Origin of the sequence: Chitinophaga silvisoli, assembly GCF_003412465.1 — a bacterium.
In the GTDB taxonomy this organism is placed as follows: Bacteria; Bacteroidota; Bacteroidia; order Chitinophagales; family Chitinophagaceae; genus Chitinophaga; species Chitinophaga silvisoli.
In genome coordinates, this window is the sequence record NZ_QTJV01000004.1 from 533921 (window position 1) to 554611 (window position 20691).

A 20691-nucleotide genomic window follows, 5' to 3' on the forward strand; every position below is an offset into this window, starting at 1 on the left:
TCAGATTATATTACGTTATCATCCTACAAACATATATTCATAAATACCGAAAAACATACATCGCATATATCAATTTATATTCATTAGATTTAAAGAGTGCATTATTCAAAAATCTTATTCTCGATTTTTACTTTAAAGCATTGGCATCAATTAATAGGGTTCACTCCTTAAAATACCTTATTTACTCCCCAGAAAGAGCTGTTCACTCCATAATTTTGAATTATAATAGGTATAAGTTAATTTTATATCAGTTTGTAACCAATTAAATGACATCTTATGAAAACCCTGATTATGCCTAGCCATAAGAAAATGGCTATTTCAAAAATTATAGTATCTAAATTTTTACTACCATCTAATAATTTAATCGCAAAGAACACAGACAAAACCCTTACAAAGTTTGCTTGTAATTCTGCTGGCAGTCCTATTTGTAGATGGGAATATCCTACAAGACAGACAAGATTTTGCAATAACAGATTAAAGAAAGCGTAAAATGAAAAAGATAATAATAACCATTATCTGCATTGTATTACTCTGTAATCTTTTAAAGGCCCAGGATTGTAGCTGCAAGGCGAACCTTGATTCATTAATTAAGAGTATTGAGGGAAATTACGTGGGATTTAATACAAAAATGAATAAGATTGGATTTTCTGCTTATGATTCGGCAGTCAAAACTTTAAGAGACAAATCAATAGACGCAAAGAATTACGATTGCTATGAAATATTAGTAAGGTATGTAAGTCTCTTTAAAGATCCACATTTACGAGTGCTGATAAATAGGCTAAGTCCATCAAATGTCAATTATGATTCGCTGCGAATGATATTTGCCAGGCTTCCAAAGAAGAGAATTAACCTCGATTCAATTGTCAAAAAATATTCATTAGAGAATACAAGTGGGATTGAAGGCATCTGGAGCTTGCCCGAATTCAACTATAAGGTCGCTATTATCAAATCAGATTCAGCAAACAAATACGAAGCTATAATTATTAAAGCAGACAATTTTAAATGGCATCCTGGACAAGTCAAAATGATATTATACGGTCAAAATTCGTATAAAATAAAATTCTTTATTGCCGATCATACTCCAGTAATAACCAAAGGCAAAGCCCAAAATAATATAATGAATCTAGGCGAATATGGTTTATGGAGAAAAGAGCAGTTTGGAAAAGTTATTAATTCGTCAATGGATACGATGATTGAATTTAAAATCCTATCAAATAAAACATCTCTTATAAAAATTAAAAGCTCGGATATAACTCTCAGAGATACGTTGGACCAAGTTATAGGCAAGAATTGGAAGAATATAACAAGCAAAGAGAATTTAATTATTGATATAAGAAATAACTCAGGCGGTCACATAATGACATTTGATACCTTGAACCGGTTATATATAACCAAACCAATACACACAGACGCAGTATTCATTAAGGCATCTCAGGATAATATTAGTCTATACAGTGAAAGCCTTATTAACCCTAATTTTAACGAGGAAGAAAAAAAGGATTTTAAGGAGTTAATTGACACCTTAAAGAAGCATATAGGAAATGTAACAAAGGTCAGTAATGAGGATTCCATTTATGTCAATGGAACAACATATCCAAAGAGAATTTTCATAATTACAAATTCAGGCACAGGAAGTGCCGCGGAATTATTCGTAATGCACGCCAAACAAAGTCAAAAGGTTACCGTTGTGGGAGAAAGTACGAAAGGCGCATTAGACTTTACTGAAATTGGAAGAAATCGAGATTTGCCTTGTCCATTTTGGCAATACATGTGTCCAATGGGAATGGGTGAGCACAAATATATTCCTTTGATAGACAATATCGGTATTCAACCGGATCGAAAGATTACTGAAGATATTGATTGGATATCCTGGACTTTAAAAGCCATAGAGAATGGTATATAAAAATTCTTTAAAGTCTGCTTGCATGCATTTCATTTTGTGGGTACTATATTCATTAATGAACTATGGTATTAATTTAATTGCCTACCATGGTGATGCATACATAGGAGATACAGCTGTTAAATACTCCATTGCAGCTTTAATTTTCTATTCATGTTCTTTATTCATATTTCCCAAGTTCTTTAATTATTCAAGATGGTACTTACTGTTGCCATTCATGTTGATTTTGTTAGTAATATCTTTTATAGGACGAGAATTATGCAGTAACTACTTGTATCCCCTTTGGATGACTGACAAAAGTCCGTACACACATGGTGAATCATTTATTATGCATTTATGGTGGTATTCACAGTATTCAATATGGGGATGGGTTTATTGGTATGCAAAAGAAAACATTAGAAAAAAATGGGAGACTACTAAGTTGGAAAAGGAAATAATTCTTTCGGATTTCAATGCATTAAAGGCACAAGTTGATCCACATTTTTTATACAACACATTAAATTATTTTTATTCAAAAGCCCTAGACGTATCAGAACCCTTGGCAGATGCTATTGTGGATTTGAGTGATGTGATGAGATATTCAATAGAAAAAAAAGAAGACGAAAATGGCCAGGTCTTACTAATTGATGAGATTTACAATATAGAGAAACTATTATCGCTCTTCAATTATAGATTTAATGACTTAGGGCAAGTTATATATTCTAAATCTGGCAACTTAGATAAACTAAGAGTTCCTCCATATATTTTAACGATACCAATTGAAAATGTATTAAAACACGGTGATACAACGCAAGAAATTATTATAGACATAGACTATGACCAATTAAGTTCATCTTTGCTAATATATATTGCAAATAGCAAAAATGTTAAGGAAGCCTCTTCTACCGGTATAGGTTTGGAAAACCTAAAAAAAAGATTGCATTATCATTATGGAGATAAGCAGAAACTTACTGTAAATGAGGATGCTCAATTTTTCGAAATAACTATTGAAATTATGTATTAAATGGAAAATAAATTATTATGTTATATATTAGAAGATGAGATGGCAGCAGTAAATATAATCAAAAAGCATATTGAAAAACTATCTGACATCTTAGACCTGGTTGGATATACGTCCGATTTCTTAGAAGCAAAATCAATTCTTGACGGTATAAAAATCGATATATTATTTCTGGATATTAGGTTACCTAAAACTACAGGATTCAAATTTCTAGATCTCTTAAAACAAAAACCGCAAGTAATATTAACAACGGCTCACACAGATTATGCTTCTGAATCTTATGAATACAACGTTATAGATTACCTTTTAAAGCCCATTAGCTTTGAAAAATTTGAAAAAGCTGTTTATAAGGCATTAGGGAAACATGGTTATAACAATAATAGTATTCAAAAGAATTTATTACCTAGAGCAAAAAAATTCGTATTAATTAAAAGCAGCGAAAACAGTAGAATTTTAAGGGTAAACTTTTCGGATATTTTATACCTGGAATCCAAAAATAAATCAACTTTATTTAAAACTATAAACAAAGATATATTGTCAGCTTATGTATTGGGTCAATGGGAAAAAAATTTGCCAGAAAATGACTTTTTAAGAATTCATAAGTCTTTTATAATAAACATAAATTTTATTGAGTCTATTGAAAAAGGATGTATTAAACTTTCAAATATAGAAGCCCCTTTCCCTATTGGTGATCAATATAAATTTAAATTACAAGACCATTTAAATAATAATAGCATTCAACTTTAATTCGTTAATAAACAGCATCCTCAATCGACACAAAAAACATGAAGGCCTTCCTACCTATTATGAGTTCTACTGTAATATTCAATAGAAATTTTGCTTTGGAATAATAAGCAGCGGTTATTAAGCAGAATAATTATTGTTAACTGTATTAATAGAAAAACCATGTTAGAAAAAGCTAGATCAATGAGAAATGAACTTCGCAACGAATTCTACGAAAAAATTCCTTTCGAAGAAAATGAAATAATTGCAGCAATTCAAAAAGTAAGCTCAGAAACTGCCCATTTAAAATCCGTGATGGCTAACCACAATTTTGATAATGAAAATGAAGAAATAGAATTTTACAAAGACATCAAACCAGAATTTGATAGCACAATTATTTTCCTATTTAGATTACTTAGTATAATAATCAATTGTCCAACATCTAAGGATAAACAAATTGAATATTATGATATAGAAATCACAAAAATTAAAAAATTCTATTCAAACAACAAGGAATTCCTATTATATAATAAATCTGGTGGTACTCATCTCGATAAATTTTACTTCCGAAAAAGAGACGAGTTCGTTTGGGTAAACCCTGACGAAGGTATATTATATGATGACAGATTTCTTACCCCAATGTCATCCAAAATGGCTTGCTTAAAAGCATGGATTAAGCTTGAACTAAGATTAAAAGAAAAAATTGAAGATTTAACACCAGCTACTCAAAATGGAGCTACAGAAAATAATAAAAACAATCCAGTGTTATTAAAATGGACTGGTAAGATAAATGACCTAGTTGAATTGGGTTATTTTATCTACTGCTCACATCATATAAACAATGGAGAGGTAAGCATTAACCAAATCTTTGAATGGATACAATCTACCCTACATATGAACGTAGGCAACCAATATAGAACCTGGCAGGCGAACCTGATAAGAAAAAATCCTACCCAAGGAATAGATAAGATGGTGGATAATTATAAGCAGTACATCGACAATACATTAGCGAATCCCAGGTACTACAATAAATAAATCCACCTAGAGAAATGCCTTCGGCCCAATAGACCGAGGGCATTTCAATTAATTAATCAATTTACCATCAAAATTGTTTATGGCTAAAATGTTTAGTTATCTTCACTTCATTGGTGGTATATTAATACTGTAATCGAATACATATTTAATTATAATCTGATTATCACATTCATCAAATATCAATTCAGATGGCGCGACTCCGGAGCAATGCCATCAAGCGGGTTTGTGTAACAAACCCACAGCTTGCTGTGTGCGGCGAAGCAGGCACACAAGCACCTGATATGACTGTTAATAAAGCATCCATAAACTGATATTAAGGCTAATCGAAAAGGAATTTCTTACTTTTAAGACTAGGATTGTGATTAGTTCTATCTATAATGATTGTATCGCCCATATAATTATCGCTTCGGCACCCTTCGACATCCTCACCATAGAAAAACTTACAAATTTGACTTTCAGGTGTTCCGAATTTATTATTACAATTCAGTTCCTCTCATAAGTATCTTGTTGATTGTAGCATTTCTATTTAAATTTAAATATCGTGTTCAAATGTAAAATCCATACTAATGAAATTGAATAATTCTATCCTTATCTTTCTTCAATCAACGCCATTTCTTTCTGGCACCGGAATTCTTTTCTCGATATTTCAAATCTTTATTAGCTTTTAAGTTAAAGTCTTTCCAATTTTTCAATGTATCATTAGTAAAGGTCAAATTTACGACTTGTCTACTTTCATCTATTTCTCCGACTTTAAAAATGCCAATGTATGTGGGCTTAGAAATCATCGAAAGACCCAAAGGAGCAAGTTCCTCACGATGATTAATATGAAGATATACTCCGTCATCATGTCCACAATTTCTTTTGATATATAAATAACAGAATAATTTCTCCTCATGAATAACTTCACTATTGGTAACACGATAAAAAGATTCCGAACTATTATTTTTGAAATAAAGTTGATTAAAATCCTGGTTCAGCAACTCAATTATTGCATCACAAGAATTATTAAAAAAGTATTTCCTACCTGAAGATATTCTACGGCTATCAAAAGTGTTTACTTCTTCACAATACTGAAACTTTGAATTAAAATTAACTTCTTTAGTAATCATTTCAATTAGTAATTTCAATCCATTTGACAGCCGAAACTCCCCGTTAATACTAGCAGAAAGAATCAACGAATATTCCTTAGCCCCATAATCGTCAAAGCAACTTAATGAAAAATGCAAATGTTTCTCAAACTCTTCTACACCTTTATCAAAAAAGAAAATAATTCTATCAATTCCATCTTGATATTTCTTAAATATTTTGCTTTCACATATGTCTACCAGTAAGACATCACCATTATAAATAGCACAATGGGAATATTCTTCATGATTCCGCTTGGAAAAGAAAGATCTTTCATTACCAAGTTCTAATAACTTTGTCATAGCCTCTTTCATTGTTCCAAAATAATATTCTTCGGTATTATAATAATCTGGAAGATCTTTTTCAATAATGAGCATATAATCTAGTTCCCGCATAAATCCAGCGATTTAATATTACTATTCAAAAGAGATTTAATAAATTTCCATGGCTTAACAAATCTATTGCCTTATAAATCCTATGAATAATTTGTAGCATAATCGCATTTCCATAAGCTCTTATTTGGTCATACTGGATTTTAAATATCATTCTCAAACTCCAAATCCATACAACACATAAAATAAAAACTGTTGGCGCAAAAACAATACCTCCTAAATTCTCATAGATTTATCGTTGCTATTATCTTTAATTAGTCGCTGTTTCTTAGAAATTTCTTCGGACGTATATGGCTTTAGAACGTTATTCTTAGACATATCAGTTAAATAAAAGTCACTGTAGGTCTTGCCTTTTTCCTGGCTTTTCATAAGTTGTTTTACATATGCATCAGATTCGGAAATGCTACCTACAGGATGAAATATTTCAAATTTTTCTCTTAAAAAATGCGGCTCGACATTGTAATGTAAATACATCTTTAACAGTTTTTAAATATGGTGAATAAAATCTATTGCTTTAAAAATTTCATAAGCAATTGCAGGAACTATTGAATTTCCATATCCCCTTATCTGGTTTTTAACCAGCCTGGAGGAAACCCCATCATAATTCTCAATAAGTCCGGGTTCGGCAAGGAGGTCTTTCTCGATCTGCTGTAAATTGAAAGTTTTGAACCGTGTAAAAAATGACGTAGATAAGATAGTTTGTGTTTCGCAACTCCCGAGCATCCCCCTTTCATATCCGAAACAGTCGGCGTAGGCCAAAAACCAGACCCTATCGCGTCGGTGCCATGTACCAATGGCACAAGCTGGAATAATAATCGGCTGGACGGAATATCCCATTCTTTCAAGATCCTTGCAGATGGTTCCGATAATGAATTCTTCTTCGATTGTAAAATTTTTATCTTCTTCCCATAAAGCGGCTTGGTCTGCCAAGCTAATTGACAAATTGGATTGTACCATACTGGTGATTCCAACAACATTTTCACCGATGACCCAAGTGGGTCTGACCTCATCAATAATTCTGAGCATCTGCGGCCAGAGATAACGGTTATCGTTGTTTCCTTTCCGTTTTCCAGCTGTTGAAAATGGTTGGCATGGCCATCCGCCGGAAATAACATCAATTGCTCCATAATATTTTTTTGCATTTACCTTCCTTATATCATCATATCTAACACAATTGGGAAAACGATTTCCTAATACTTTCCGACAAAAAGGATCTATTTCTATCTGAAAAATATTTTCCCAATTCAAATAACTAGCAGCTAAATCAAAACCGCCAATTCCAGAGAACACACTGCCATGTTTCATTTTCACATTTCATTTAATCACAGGCATCTCATTGGCTGCCGCCAATGGAGTTTTCTTTAGCCATGCATGCAAGAATAAATCAACCAGGTAGCCCCTTTCACTTTAGCTTTCCTTTATTTGTAATATGTGTATTGTTCGATACTTCCCGTGGCCTTGTCCATTGAGCACTCCATTTCTTCTTTTGGAATTCAATTATTCGTCGTTCAATAGATTCCGCCCTAATACAGCGAAAATAAGTTGCATTGGCATCGTCAAATATTGCAACGGTTTCAGAATTAACTTTTCCCTCCAACTCTAATCTGTCCAATTTCGCTCTAAGATGTTTATGATCAATAATTTTAAATTTAATCGTGTTACCTTCAGCTATTAATCTGGCAACTTCCACTTTCTTTGACTTACCCTCCCTCTCAACGTTTTCGTGAACTAATATGCCTTTAATCCGTTCTGCATAGTAACCTCTAAATAACATTAGGTCAAAATCGGATTCCAGCGCATGTTTGATAGCAGCTTTAAGAGAAGGAAAATAATAAGTATTTGTCCCAACCTTAGATTTTCCAATTGGAAAATTATCTACGCTTTCACTCGTTGAAACTGACACATAAGTAGTTGAAAACCTTGTATTAGATTTAAAGTCCTCATTGTTTTTGTCTGAAAAGCCTCTCATATAGTGCCAAGGAGAATGTATACCGTCGCCTTTCACCTGCATAATTGGCAAATGATTATCCGATTTATTGTAACCATGAAACAACTCAAGTGAAATCTTGTACTTTGTTTCGAATTCTTTTATTTCCTCAAAGAAGTTAAAATAAATGAAAGGCGGATTTCTTTTATCCGATATAGGATCTGCTACCGAAAGAAGCATCTCTACAATCTTATTACCTGCATGATCAGTTATAAAATATCGGGGGGGTATTAATTCATTTTGCCTTAATAGTATGATCGGAGCCTGATTGCACAGCATCATAAATGCTTTCTTCATATCCTTGAAATGATGATTCGAATTATCGATATAAAAATCATCTGGTTCAGCCGTAAGATTATAATCTGTTCCAAGACTAGTCATAACATCGTGTTTTGATTTATTACCATATTAAGCCGGGATCGACCCTTTCATTTAATAGGGAAAAGATGCCCAGCTATTTTTGCACCGTTACTCCTTTTCTTTTTGAATGGATTAGATCTTGCGAAACTTAATATCCAATTGTATGCGAGCACTTTCCAGTTTTTAAACTGTTCTCCGGTGTCATTCCTCCACTCTTTAAATTCATAGTATAAATAGAATGCATCAGAATGCTTATCAGACAGGTTGAGCAATCGGAAGTATATGTACACCTCATTGCGCGTGGGTGGGGTAAATTGATTACGCTTTGCCATAAACTATCATTTAGCTATGTCAAAGGTGGTGTAACAAAAAGGTGATTCTATACACCAAACATACAGGTGTACTTTTTGAAACTAGACGAGGAAGCAGGTTTTTGACTTACTCGGTTAGGACGGTTTTGGCAGACAAGATCTCTAACGGATGATCGTGGAGGCGAATTCAGGAAAAGAGCTTCTTCAAAATTAAGCTACTAAAGGACTTGTAGAGGAGAGGCTATAAGAGCCCCTCGTCAGCAAAAGAATAATAATTACTCTTAGTAAAAATAAAATGATCTAATAGTTTTATTTCCAATAGTAAAGCAATTTCTTTGAGTTTAGTAGTCATTTTAATATCTGCCTGGCTTGGCACCAGAATACCAGATGGATGATTATGAGCAATTATTAGCCCTATTGCATTCAATTTTAGGGATGTCGCAAACAGTATTCGAGGATCTACAACTGTCGAAGTACAAGTGCCAGTAGAAACCTCAGATATAGCTAGTACAGCATTGGAATTGCTTAAATACATTACTTTAAATTGTTCTTGCAATTCAATTATATTATCATCCCAACACTGTCTAAATATTTCAACCGCAGTTACTTGACAGTTAATTGCAGGCCGTGTGGTAATATCATAATTACGCTTATAAGTAAGCTGAACTTCTGAAACTTGAAAATTTGAAATAAAAGCAAATGTTTCCATATTAGTAATTTTAATTATTAATGATGGAACCATCACCGGGCAGCAGGATCGATAAGCGCCAACTTTCGTCGCCGCATAAATACGTGGATGTTGTAGGTGACCATTTTTGGGAGCTGGTGCAGGATCTACCCTTGCGCTCTTGACACTGCTTTAAGCGCGGTTTCGTTATTGGCCTTTTCGATCACCTGCCCGAACTTTGTGAAAACATTTATAACAAAACGCTTAATCAAAGGCACTATAGCTTGCCTTCGACACATTAAAATTTCTAGTCAATAATCGTTGTTGGGGTGATCACCTTATTAGGTAGTGCAATTAATTCCTGGTTGGTCTTTTCGTTCAAAATTCCTAAGATTCCTATTTCCGTTAATTCAGCTACTCCAATTATGCCCTTCTCTGTTTCTACCTTGATACACGTAAAACGCTCAATAATAAATAAGCTATAATATAAGATGTTTTAATTTGAGTCAAAGTTTTATCCCTGGAATCGTTCCATATAATGTTCCCTTTTTTATCTTGAAACCAATTTCTTCCATGCAGGTCAACAATATTAACTGGGTTATTACCTACATAATGATAAGATGGGTGGCTCAACCAGCCTGATACTGGATGAAAATTTCTTTGGCGCATTGAAGATATTGAAGCCTTTCCGTAGGAGGAAAAGAAAAATTTATTACGTCATCGATTTATAACATATCAAAACTAAAAAAGCATATAAACGATAAATGCAAAAGCCGCAGGAAAGACCTGCGGCCTTAGTATCTTCAAAATATCAAACTAAATCAAATTTCCTGGTGTCTTTTAGATACTTTATATACTTGTTTAATTTGGGGGTGGAATAATAAAAGGAACAACAGGATACCTATGATTCCATTAAACACCCCGTATTCATCCAAGTACTTTTGAGAAGTAAAAAAAACATACATAAGATATTCTGCAACGGAAATTAAGCCAATCAAAGCAACGAATGTTAAAAAATTCTTCAGCCTAAATGAAAAATAGACAACCGCAGAAAACAGGACCATGTTTATGATTGGTAAAAATAAAAACATAAACATGTAATAATACCAGTCGCCTACACTACTAAGTTTATCAACTCTCAAGAACGCATAGTCTTGCCTAATAAACATAATTAATATGTATAATATTAAGTACTTTAACAAAAAGTACAGTAAAACAATTCTAAACTTAACTGTTGCCATTTTATAATCTTTTATACCACATTGCTGGTTTATATTCTCTTACTAAATGATTATTTACAATACGGAACCTATGAGTTTCTTTAAATGAAGGCTGATTATATTGCATTATAGTACTACCATTGAGTTTGAGTGTAGCTGAAGGGAATACATCAGTTGCCGCCGAAACAGAAACTAACCCTTTGGGAGAAATATTAACATCTAATTTCTGGCCAACATTGACAATGTTATACCCCATAGTATTTAATGCAAGTTCTTCGATCTTAGGCACACTCGCATGCTGCTTAAAACTAACGTTAATTCCTTCAGATGTAGTTGTTGCACTCAACTTATTTTGATCATCACCTAATCCGGGATAATTATCTCTTGCTGTACCGACAGGAGTTTCCCCAATCTTCACTTTACTTGTAGCTGTAACTCCCGTTAATTCTCCATCACTATTTTCCTGCCCTGTGATAGTTACTGTTGAAGTTAATTTATCCCCAGCTGGCACATCTCCTCCAGGCCCATCCCATAGTTTCGCATCAATATAGCTGTTAAAATTAAATGTCAATGATTTTCCTAAATAAATCTCACCATCTTTTGTTGTCGCTTGTGAATTAGCGTTTTTGTCCCATCTAATGTTTCCATCTTTATCTTTTACAAAATCAGTTGGCCCCATTCCATCAGGATCAATAAAACGAATAGGATTATCAAACGCATAATTATATGGTGAGTGCCTACGCATTTGGTCTGCCAGGGGATCTATTTCATGCCATCTTCCTATCTGCGCATCATACATCCTAGCTCCATAGTCATACCACTCCAATCCAGCCCCATCACTGAATTCTCTATTTTGTAATTCTTTGCCATTATATTTAAGTCTATTCGCGGGATACTGTGTGCCTTTAAGGGCATTCGAACTTATTCCCGCCATCGTCAACCCAAACGGATAATAATGGGTCTCTTCAAAAACCTTGCCGGTAATATGTGTTACAATTAGATTATCAAAATAAACATCTTGCCCACTCTCATTACTGGTATAAATATAAATAAATCCAGTCTTATTTACAGCAAATTTATTTGCAGTCAAACTGATCAAAGAATCCACATTCCCCTTCACTTGTCTAACCCCTGAGTTTTCATCCACCAGGTAAAACTGGTCATCAAAGGCCGCAAAATTTAGATAAGCCTTAGGTGATGTTGAAAGATTTTGATTAGGATCTTTATTCTTTAAATTATCATACACCACAGGCGTTAAAAACGAAATCGGCGACGTACTACCTGTACCACCATGCACTCCATCATTTACTCCCCCGGAAGAGAATGCCTGAACTATAGACATGACCATACCGGAAGACGTGGTAGCCGATGTACTGGCTCCTGAATTCTTATAAAGCGCTTTACACGCAATTACAATACTATCCCCTGACATCACCCGCAAGACCAGCGAAGGGCCTATTTTCGAGCCATTAGCGGCATTTAACTTCGCTACAAATGCATTTGGATTCGTCGTATTGTCTATAGGGTATCGATATGGAGTGTCTACACGGGTGGTGTTTATATTACTAAACAAGGCGTTCTCAATAGCACTAGCCGATGTTTCCATCGTCGCTGCATAAATGGCCGTATCTGATCTGGTCCCTAAAACAACCCTTACATTCCCTAAGTGATCTTTTAAAAAGTAATCATAGGTATAACCAACCGGTTGCCCCGTCTTATAAAGCAGCCTTATTCGTCCTTCCTCCGTTTGTATATACCGTAGAGTATCAATCCCATCTACCCCTGCTTCATAGACCATATCCCCAACATAATGTGTCCAGAGATATTTAGGACCGGCTGTATCACTTACCAGTTTAGATACTTTCTGACTTCCCCCCAAATACTGGTAGAATATCTTACCTTTATTTTTCACTTCTACAATAGACGGCAGATTCATATGGTTATATAAAATAGTATCTATGTTCTTATTTTTGTCCTTAGATAAACTTCCTGCGGCGTTATACCAATAGTCTCTGCTTTCATCATTGACAGACTCCTTAAAATCACCTAAAATACTCTGTGCATCATTCCGCTTATCTGTGACGTGGCTTAACTTATTACTATAATTGAAATACCCATACTTTAAACTATCCACTGCTTTAATAGCCGTTCCATTCATTCCGACCTGTTTCATGGAATTAATATTGCCGGCAATATCATAAGCGAGTCCATTAACAGAAAAATCTATTTTATCCTTTGTCCAGTTGGTACTACCGCTATTCTGTTGATTAAAATTTGCCTGTGTTAGCCGGCTTAAATTATCATAATTGAAGCCATAAGCCCTTGAAAGTCCATCAGAACGGCTTTTCCATTTTACGCCTGCAATATTTCCATTTACCTGCTTCAAATCAAACCCGAAATCATAGCTAATATCCTCTCCAAAATAATTAGCTGTGCTGCCAGAAGTATTTACATATAACCGGTTTACGCCCCTGAGCCAATTTTGAATGTTATATTCGTAGGTCAATGTCTCCAAAGCAGAAGAGGCAACACCTAGCTTTTTAGTATTTAATCGTCCTAATTCATCGTAGTCATTGATAGCCAGCGTTTGCTGAAGATTGAGATTATCATTGATCCGTTTTTTTACAGAATCTATCCTTCCTCCCGGATCATAATGATTCATCGTCAGGAGGGTAATTTGAGGGGTGGCAGTACTCTTAGGGTTTGTATGCCTGAGATAAGTGCTTACCACTTTACCACTAAAATCATAGAGGCTATTGGTAATATCTTTTCCTCCCTGTGTATTTTCTGCTATCTCCTGGATTTGCCTGCCCTTATCGTTAAAATAAAATGTGGACATCAGAAACTGTCCATCATAGTCAACCTGCTGCCTAGAACCAGTAACAAGACCCCTTGTTTGTTTGGAAGATGCCACCGGTAACGGTTCTGCATACAGATTTCCGCCGGCAAATGGCTTGCTTAAATCAGTGGTAGCATAAGCACTTGCACCGGAAAAAACATAGTCGTCATAAAAGGTATAGACCTGCTTATTGATAGCTGAAGTATCAATAAAAGGAAATGGGTTTAACGGATTAAAAGCATAATGCGAAATAGAATCCAATAAATCTTTTCGGCTCAGCTGGATATTACATAGCCCCCGCAATCTTTCTCTGTTCTGGGTATCATAGTAATAGACCTCCCAGAACCCTAATGATTTCAGGTTTCCATCACGAGTGGCAATTACCCTATCTCTTTTATCATGGACAATTTCAACAGAATCTGCACCTGGCATCTTTTTAATTATATTCCGGCCCCGGGCATCATATCTGTATTGGAAACAAAGCTCAGCTGCCACCGAGTCTGTTACGATCCAGTTACTCTTAATACTTTCAACTGCCTTTGGCGTAATGACAAACCTAAGTCTGTCCAAATCGTCATTGACATAATAAGTAGATGCCCATCCGGTATATCCCGGCAGTAGCTGATCGGAAAGCTGGGCTTTGGATAGCAAAAGGTGTCCCTCCATATCACTGTACTGAACCAGTCTGTTTGCATTCTCATCTATAGATTCCTTTACAGTCAGGCTACCAGGAAGATAATAGCCTTTCCGGTAAGGCACACTTGCACTATCGATACTCACTTTCCATATCACCACAGAGTCATAGACAGTATTTACCCTTTCTATTACTCTTTCTCCAACCCTTTTCCCTGTCCAGGATTTACCGGGAGCAGTGGTTTCTAATGTCCTGTTCAGCGGGGAAGATTCATAAACAGCATTGGCATAATAGTACCCCTCCTGGTTGTTATAAAGGGAATTATAGAAACCTGGCTGCCTGGTATTAGAATTTGTTCTGAAGTCTCCGGTTCCCAGGCTATCTGTATAATCCAGATACTTTTGTGGTTCCCGGCCAAAAGCATCGTAAAAATTGGTAGATATCAAATCAGCCAGATCAGGTGTAGCTTGTTTGGCAACGGTTTGAATGGTTCGACCCAGCCCATCAAAATAGGTGGTGACCTGTTTAACATCCGTTGGCTGGGTTTGCGCATCTGCTGTAGCCTGGTCAGTGATCAGGGGCTTTGTGAATACCCGCTTCCGGACATAGTTCATATTACCGGCGTTCATGCCAGTATAGGCCGGCATAGCTATAGAAGCCTGAGTACCTGCAGAAGCGCCGGTTTCTGTATTGGGGACTAATTGAGCGGAGGTGTTTACAATCTTTACCTGAACAATGTTAGATGAGACACTATTCGATGCACAGGTTGCCATTCTTCTAAACCATGTGTTAGCAGTTAATCCGGATACCGTTGTGGAACTGATATTGTTCCAGGTATAAGTATCTGTAGAACTTTGATATTGGTAGGTATAACTGCTACAGATTCCTCCTGACGCATTTTGTGTTACTGATAAGGTAATGGTTCCACCGCTGGCAACAGCAGCTGTATTGATATTAATAATTCCGCCATTGAATGTTTTAAAGACAGCTACCGTGTCACTATAGGCCACGAAGCTGGAACTGTTTATTTTAAGCCTGTAAAACGTCTTTGCAGTGATTACAGGTACTGCATAAGACAATGAAGTTGCCCCCGATATATTGACCCATGTTGTTGCATCGGATGACGACTGCCAGTTGTATAAATAGGTGCCTGTACCACCGGTCGGCGGGGCTGAAACAATCGTAAGTCCATATGTGTAAAAGAAGGAATCTATAGGGATGTCAGCCGGTACAATGGCGGGATATACATTAAATATTGCAGTATTTGAATTTGCTGAAACACTATTGCTCGTTACAGTTCTCCTGATCCTGGTTGTCAGGTTTAAAGCTGGAGAAGTATAATTCTGTGATGTTGCACCGCTAATCGCGTTCCATGTGGTCCCCCCATCTGTAGAACTATACCATTGATAGTTATATGTACCATTTCCACCGCCTGGGCTTGTTCCTGAGATCAGGCCGGGGGTATTACCCTGAATATATTCTCCTGACGCAGGAGAAATTGTCCCCGGGCTGAGTTGCGGATAAACATTTACAGTAATAACATTACTGGTAGTGGTTGCTCCATTACTGGTGGTATTCACCCGGAAGTACCTTGTGCTTGTCAATGCAGGCGGGGAATAATTTTGATTCGTCGCGCCACTGATATCTGTCCATGTCGCATTATCCGATGACTGTTGCCAAAGGTAGGTGTAGGTACCGTTACCTCCACTCCTGGTATTGGTAATCTGACCCGGAGCGGTGTTGTAATTGATGTAGCTACCAGACCATGATAGCACACTGGTCAACTGCGGATATACAGTAATGGTAATTACTGCACTGGTAACCGATACCCCATTGCTGGTGGAGATTAACCTGTAATATCCGGTAGCGGTTAGATTGGGCGTAGCATAGGTTAATGAAGTTGCCCCGGATATATTGGCCCACGTGCTGTTATCGGTAGAATTTTGCCATTGATAAGTAAAGGAGCCATTGCCGCCTGTCGGCGCTGTGGCTGTAAGATTTGTTGTCGTGTTGTAGTTAATGCTGACTGCTGTCGGGCTGACAGATCCTGCAACTAATTGCGGATAGACATTTACAACCGCCGAGTTACTATATACATCTACGCCATTGCTACTGGTCCAGACCCGAAAATAGGAGGTCTGAGTTGGTTGCCCGGAAGTCCATTTTAGCAGACCTATTGTACTATTTATAGTACCCCAGTTGGTATTATCATTGGAGCTTTGCCAGACTATAGAATAGCTTCCATTACCCCCACTTGGGCCAGAATACCGTAAAGTATCAAATTTAGTATTGTAATTAATTGACTGGCTGGCTGGTGTCAGCGTGCCTGAGATCAGTTGAGGATAAACTGTGATCTGACTTACATTACTGTAGACGGCTTCAGAACCCTTTGTTGCCTTTAACCGGTAATAAGTAGTCGAGGTTAAACCAGGAGGAGTATAATTAACAGTTGTTGCTCCTGTTATATCAGAATACGTAGTCCCATCACTGCTCTGCTGCCACTGATATTGCAACGTTCCTATACCGCCTGTTGCACCGGAATTAGATAGCTGGCCGGGACTGGAATTATAATTAATTGTGGAAGAAGAAGGAGTTGTGGTGCCAGCCGCCAGATGACTGGCCACAACCACTGATGCAACGGGACTTACATCTGTACTTCCATTAGTATTGCTTGTAAAATAGACCCTGTAATACCAGGTTTGGGTCGCTGCTCCTGGATTGTAGTAGGTAGCAGTTTCCCCGGAAATAAAATAAAAGTCTACATTATTGGATGATCGTTGCCATTTATAACTATATCCGGATATGTCTGGTCCGCCTATAGTTATCGTTGAAGCTGTAGCTCCGCTAAATATTTGTTGTGATACAGGCGAAATATTTCCTCGCTGCCCTTTTACACACATAGAAAAAGCTATGAAGGTCAAAAGGCAAAGCCAGGTTTGGCTATAAAAAGATTTATTCATAGTCGTCGGGGTTATTATTGTACTAAATGATACTGTAAAGTCTGGATGATATTATTGTCCTTATCCCTGATCAGCTTCAAGCGGCCTAAGCCATCATATTCATAATAGGAAGTAAGGTCTCTGGCATCGGTTTTAGAAGTCATACCTATACCAGGCGAGTAACTGTAAGTCTCCATTTGTGCAGTCGAAGGATATAACCGTAATTCATCTATACCTCCGCTACCTGCTACTTTAACGGAAGTTACCCCACTTACCTGATGCTCATAGTAGGTCCAGGTGACACTTCCTCTTGTTACCGAAGGACCTGTTTTAACAGGAGCTGTTCCCGCTGCTGTATAAGCCCCACCCTTGCTCCAGTAGCTGACAATATAAGTGGTTGTTGACGTAAGACCAGATTTGGTTAACCCGGCCGTATTCAGTGTATAGCATTTAGTCCCCGTTACAGTGGCGGCGCTGGATACATTAGCCAGAACAATACCTGTCCAGTTTCCTGCTCCGTCCGCTTCAAAACTGGTGTAAGCAATATCTGAAAACACCGCATTATTAGCTATAGCGACGGGTAGGGTTGATCGGTAGTCCCGGATAACGGCTTGATATGCATCACTATCTTTTTGTTGCTGAAGAATGTTTCCAAAACTATCATACTGATTAAATCGTGCCCTTACTTCGGAAGGATATGTAGTAGTTTGGGTCTCCAGCGTAGAGGGAACAAACAATTTGGAGTTACTCAAAAAGTCAGTGTAGTTCTTCGTCACCGCTGAAACCTGAGTTCCGTTCACCAGTTTCCTAACCTTTATCAAAGGGGTGACGATATTTCGGGATACCATTTTTTCATAGACATTGCCTGTAGCCGAAAAATCATTGGGATACTGAAACAATTGCAGGCTGCTATCACCGTTGCTTTTAACTGTTTGCCTGGTTACGGGCAGTAGATTGTAATTATAGGATGTGCTTGTAGTTGTTCCCAATTGATAACCAAAGTCATCGTTTAGCGTATCATTCTGTATAACGGGCAGCATTGCGCCGGTTGTTATAGGGACGGCATAAACGGTTACATCAAATGTACTAAACTCCTCACATCCACTTGAACTATACCTTGGCTTAATTTTCAGCACGTTCTGCTGACTCTCCATGGCGGACAAATAGGTTATCCGCTTTCTTTTTTGCAGAATATAGTTTCCGGAGACATTTTTATAAACATCTTCACCTGTCTTAAAACCATTCTTCCAGTTGTTGCTGATCAGATAAATGCCGTTTACAAAGAATTCAGATGGTAACTGATCTTTTATGCCATTATTACTTAAGGTAGATCCATCCTGGTAAACCTGAAAGTAATGAACAGTTTTCCCGTTTGTATTACCGATCGAATCAACACTATACTCAGATACTTTCCTGTACAAAACGGGACTACCGGAGAATTGCGTAATAGGATATACCGGATTGGAATAATATACCATAGAATAACCTATAGGATTTAATTGAGGGTCGGATTCAATGTAATCAACACAAAATGGCTCCGTTGCCCCTCCATTACAACCAACTCTACGGATTATTTTTTCAAAGTTTATATTTTGATAATATTGCGGAGTCAACACCACTCCTTCACCACTATCACCATATTCATAAAATTGCCTGGATAAAAATTTTCCGCTTAAATCGTAATCGGTAATTCTTTTCACTCTTAAACCTCCACCAAATTTTATTTCCGATGAATTAGGTATAGAATCAATCCAGTTTACCAGAACGTTTGCATTTACCTGGCTGCTGGTTGAGTAGATATTAATACTTATCAGGTAGGTATGCCCGGCAACAAGATTTAAAACACTGGGGCCAGGTTGATAGGGAGTTCCTGTTGATCCTGCATTTGCCGGTGTTTCCTGATGGCTGAAGACAACCTGGTTAGTGGCCTGATCTTTAATTTCAATTATAGGTTTATCAGAAACCAGATTTGTATTTATAGCTGATATGTAAGGCGTACATGTGAATCCATAAGAATTATTACTGACAGTGAAAGTACTTGTCAATGATTGCTGCACACCTCCTGTTACATACAGGGAAGTACTTTTTTCCTCGCGTTTAGGAAAACTGGTTTTGTACCGGTGAGGTTCATATTCAAAAACGGTTTTCCCCTTTGTTGGATATTGAATGGATTTTAAAATACATGCCTGGCTATATAATGAATCTGCATCTTTGTTAGCCGAGCCGAATGAATAATAAACACCTCCGTAAATGGCGAATTGCTTCTCCATATTCCCTCCGGCACTAAATTTTCCATTATTAAATCCCCAGCGATCCATAATTTGGCTTTCCCTGGGGGCAATGGCTGTCGTATCATATGTCATCCGGTAAGTGATTGGTTGATCAGATGTACCAAGGGGCAAAACAGCAACCGAATCAAGTCTTAACCTGTAAAACTTCTCATTGGCTGTTGCGTTAATCAGCGGATTGCTAAAGAAGTAACCCTGATACAGCTTTATGCGTTTGGTTTGGGTGTATACACCACTAGTCTCCGAATAAACGTCAACCTCGTCCAAACGTTCCCCTGATCCGGTAACATCCTGCCTTCCGCAAACATTCACAAACGTTATTTTTCCACCCCTCCACTTAATTTCTTTTAAATAAGTATCGTTGTGAGAAATATTCTGATAATAGGTTTTAGATTCCGGCCCAAACCCGCTGGTAAACGTGGAAAAATACTGTCCATTTAATTCCTGAAATCCACAATCACCTCCGGTCATCCCAAAGGATTGAGTTGAGGTCACTAATTGCTCATTCGAGGTATTACAAGTAGATTCATACGAAAAAAAGAGGGTATCAACTGTATTAGGATCTACTATCTTGGTCAACTGCCACTGTGTTTTGTAATTTGAATTATCGCCGGCATTGGTGGTAGTAAGTGCCAGGTCGAAAATATATTGCGACCCATTTGCATCCACCAGTTTAAAACCTACGCCATCAAAGGTTATCTTATTATTAGTGACAGGAATTTGCATGATCGAGCCATCGTGTTTAAAAATAAACTTGCCTGATTGTCCGTTACAGTTGTATTGGAAAACATCGGGTTCCGCTTCTGAAAGCCCTTTGTGAACGTCAAAAATATACTGCTTGTAGGTACTACTCGTTGTTCCTCCGGCCAGCGCGACATCGGTTGCTTCAGGAGCGTCAATAAATCCATGTTGATCCAACTCGTCAGGTAACCCGACCACATTGCGGGAGATAACGCCATAACCATCAAGTGCCCAGCCCAGTCCTACACAGCTAGCAACTTCGTCCACATGTATACCTCCGGAATGGTAGGCCAGGTTGATTGGAAAATTGATATTTCCTACATTCAAAACGTCTATTGGTATCGAAATACCCGGAACACCTGTAGCAAAGCCAACCGGAATGTTGCCGAATTTGCCAATGCTGGCGGCTTCAGGACCTACCGAACTAACGGCAACGTAATCTATAGGCGGGGCGCTGGTCTGGGCTAGACATAAAGAGGCCAGCATTGATAACATCAATGACAATGAAATGAACTTCATAGATATAATAT

At 37.2% G+C, this 20691-nt stretch carries 10 protein-coding genes; 4 read left to right on the forward strand and 6 right to left on the reverse strand.

The genetic code is table 11. From position 1 onward, the window contains the following. Positions 1 to 490: 490 nt before the first annotated feature. From DXN04_RS14300 to DXN04_RS14315, 4 genes are all read left to right on the forward strand, one after another. Positions 491 to 1903, forward strand: a complete 1413-nt coding sequence (locus tag DXN04_RS14300) for a S41 family peptidase (protein WP_116854031.1) — start codon at positions 491 to 493, stop codon at positions 1901 to 1903. Positions 1904 to 1958: 55 nt separating this feature from the next. Further along, on the forward strand, positions 1959 to 2903 hold the full coding sequence (locus DXN04_RS14305; protein WP_158569010.1) for a sensor histidine kinase: 945 nt from the start codon (positions 1959 to 1961) through the stop codon (positions 2901 to 2903). Beyond that, on the forward strand, positions 2904 to 3647 hold the full coding sequence (locus tag DXN04_RS14310; RefSeq protein ID WP_116854033.1) for a LytR/AlgR family response regulator transcription factor: 744 nt from the start codon (positions 2904 to 2906) through the stop codon (positions 3645 to 3647). 159 nt (positions 3648 to 3806) lie between these two features. After that, complete coding sequence (locus tag DXN04_RS14315; protein ID WP_116854034.1) at positions 3807 to 4658, forward strand: RteC domain-containing protein; 852 nt, start codon at positions 3807 to 3809, stop codon at positions 4656 to 4658. 602 nt (positions 4659 to 5260) lie between these two features. Here the strand turns inward: DXN04_RS14315 and DXN04_RS14320 are convergent. The 6 genes from DXN04_RS14320 to DXN04_RS14360 form a co-directional block, all read right to left on the reverse strand. Next, positions 5261 to 6178: a hypothetical protein gene (locus tag DXN04_RS14320; protein ID WP_116854035.1), complete on the reverse strand. Its 918-nt coding sequence runs from the start codon at positions 6176 to 6178 to the stop codon at positions 5261 to 5263. A gap of 483 nt (positions 6179 to 6661) precedes the next feature. Beyond that, positions 6662 to 7480, reverse strand: coding sequence for a DNA cytosine methyltransferase (locus DXN04_RS14330; RefSeq protein ID WP_116854037.1), 819 nt, complete (start codon positions 7478 to 7480; stop codon positions 6662 to 6664). 97 nt (positions 7481 to 7577) lie between these two features. Beyond that, positions 7578 to 8543: a hypothetical protein gene (locus DXN04_RS14335; protein ID WP_116854038.1), complete on the reverse strand. Its 966-nt coding sequence runs from the start codon at positions 8541 to 8543 to the stop codon at positions 7578 to 7580. A gap of 531 nt (positions 8544 to 9074) precedes the next feature. Beyond that, positions 9075 to 9542: a JAB domain-containing protein gene (locus DXN04_RS14345; protein WP_116854040.1), complete on the reverse strand. Its 468-nt coding sequence runs from the start codon at positions 9540 to 9542 to the stop codon at positions 9075 to 9077. Positions 9543 to 10742: 1200 nt separating this feature from the next. Beyond that, positions 10743 to 17153, reverse strand: coding sequence for a DUF6443 domain-containing protein (locus tag DXN04_RS35200; RefSeq protein ID WP_199415041.1), 6411 nt, complete (start codon positions 17151 to 17153; stop codon positions 10743 to 10745). A 14-nt stretch (positions 17154 to 17167) separates the two neighbouring features. Further along, entirely contained in the window at positions 17168 to 20680 is a 3513-nt protein-coding gene (locus tag DXN04_RS14360) for a hypothetical protein (protein WP_147319931.1), read from the reverse strand. Positions 20681 to 20691 lie beyond the last annotated feature (11 nt).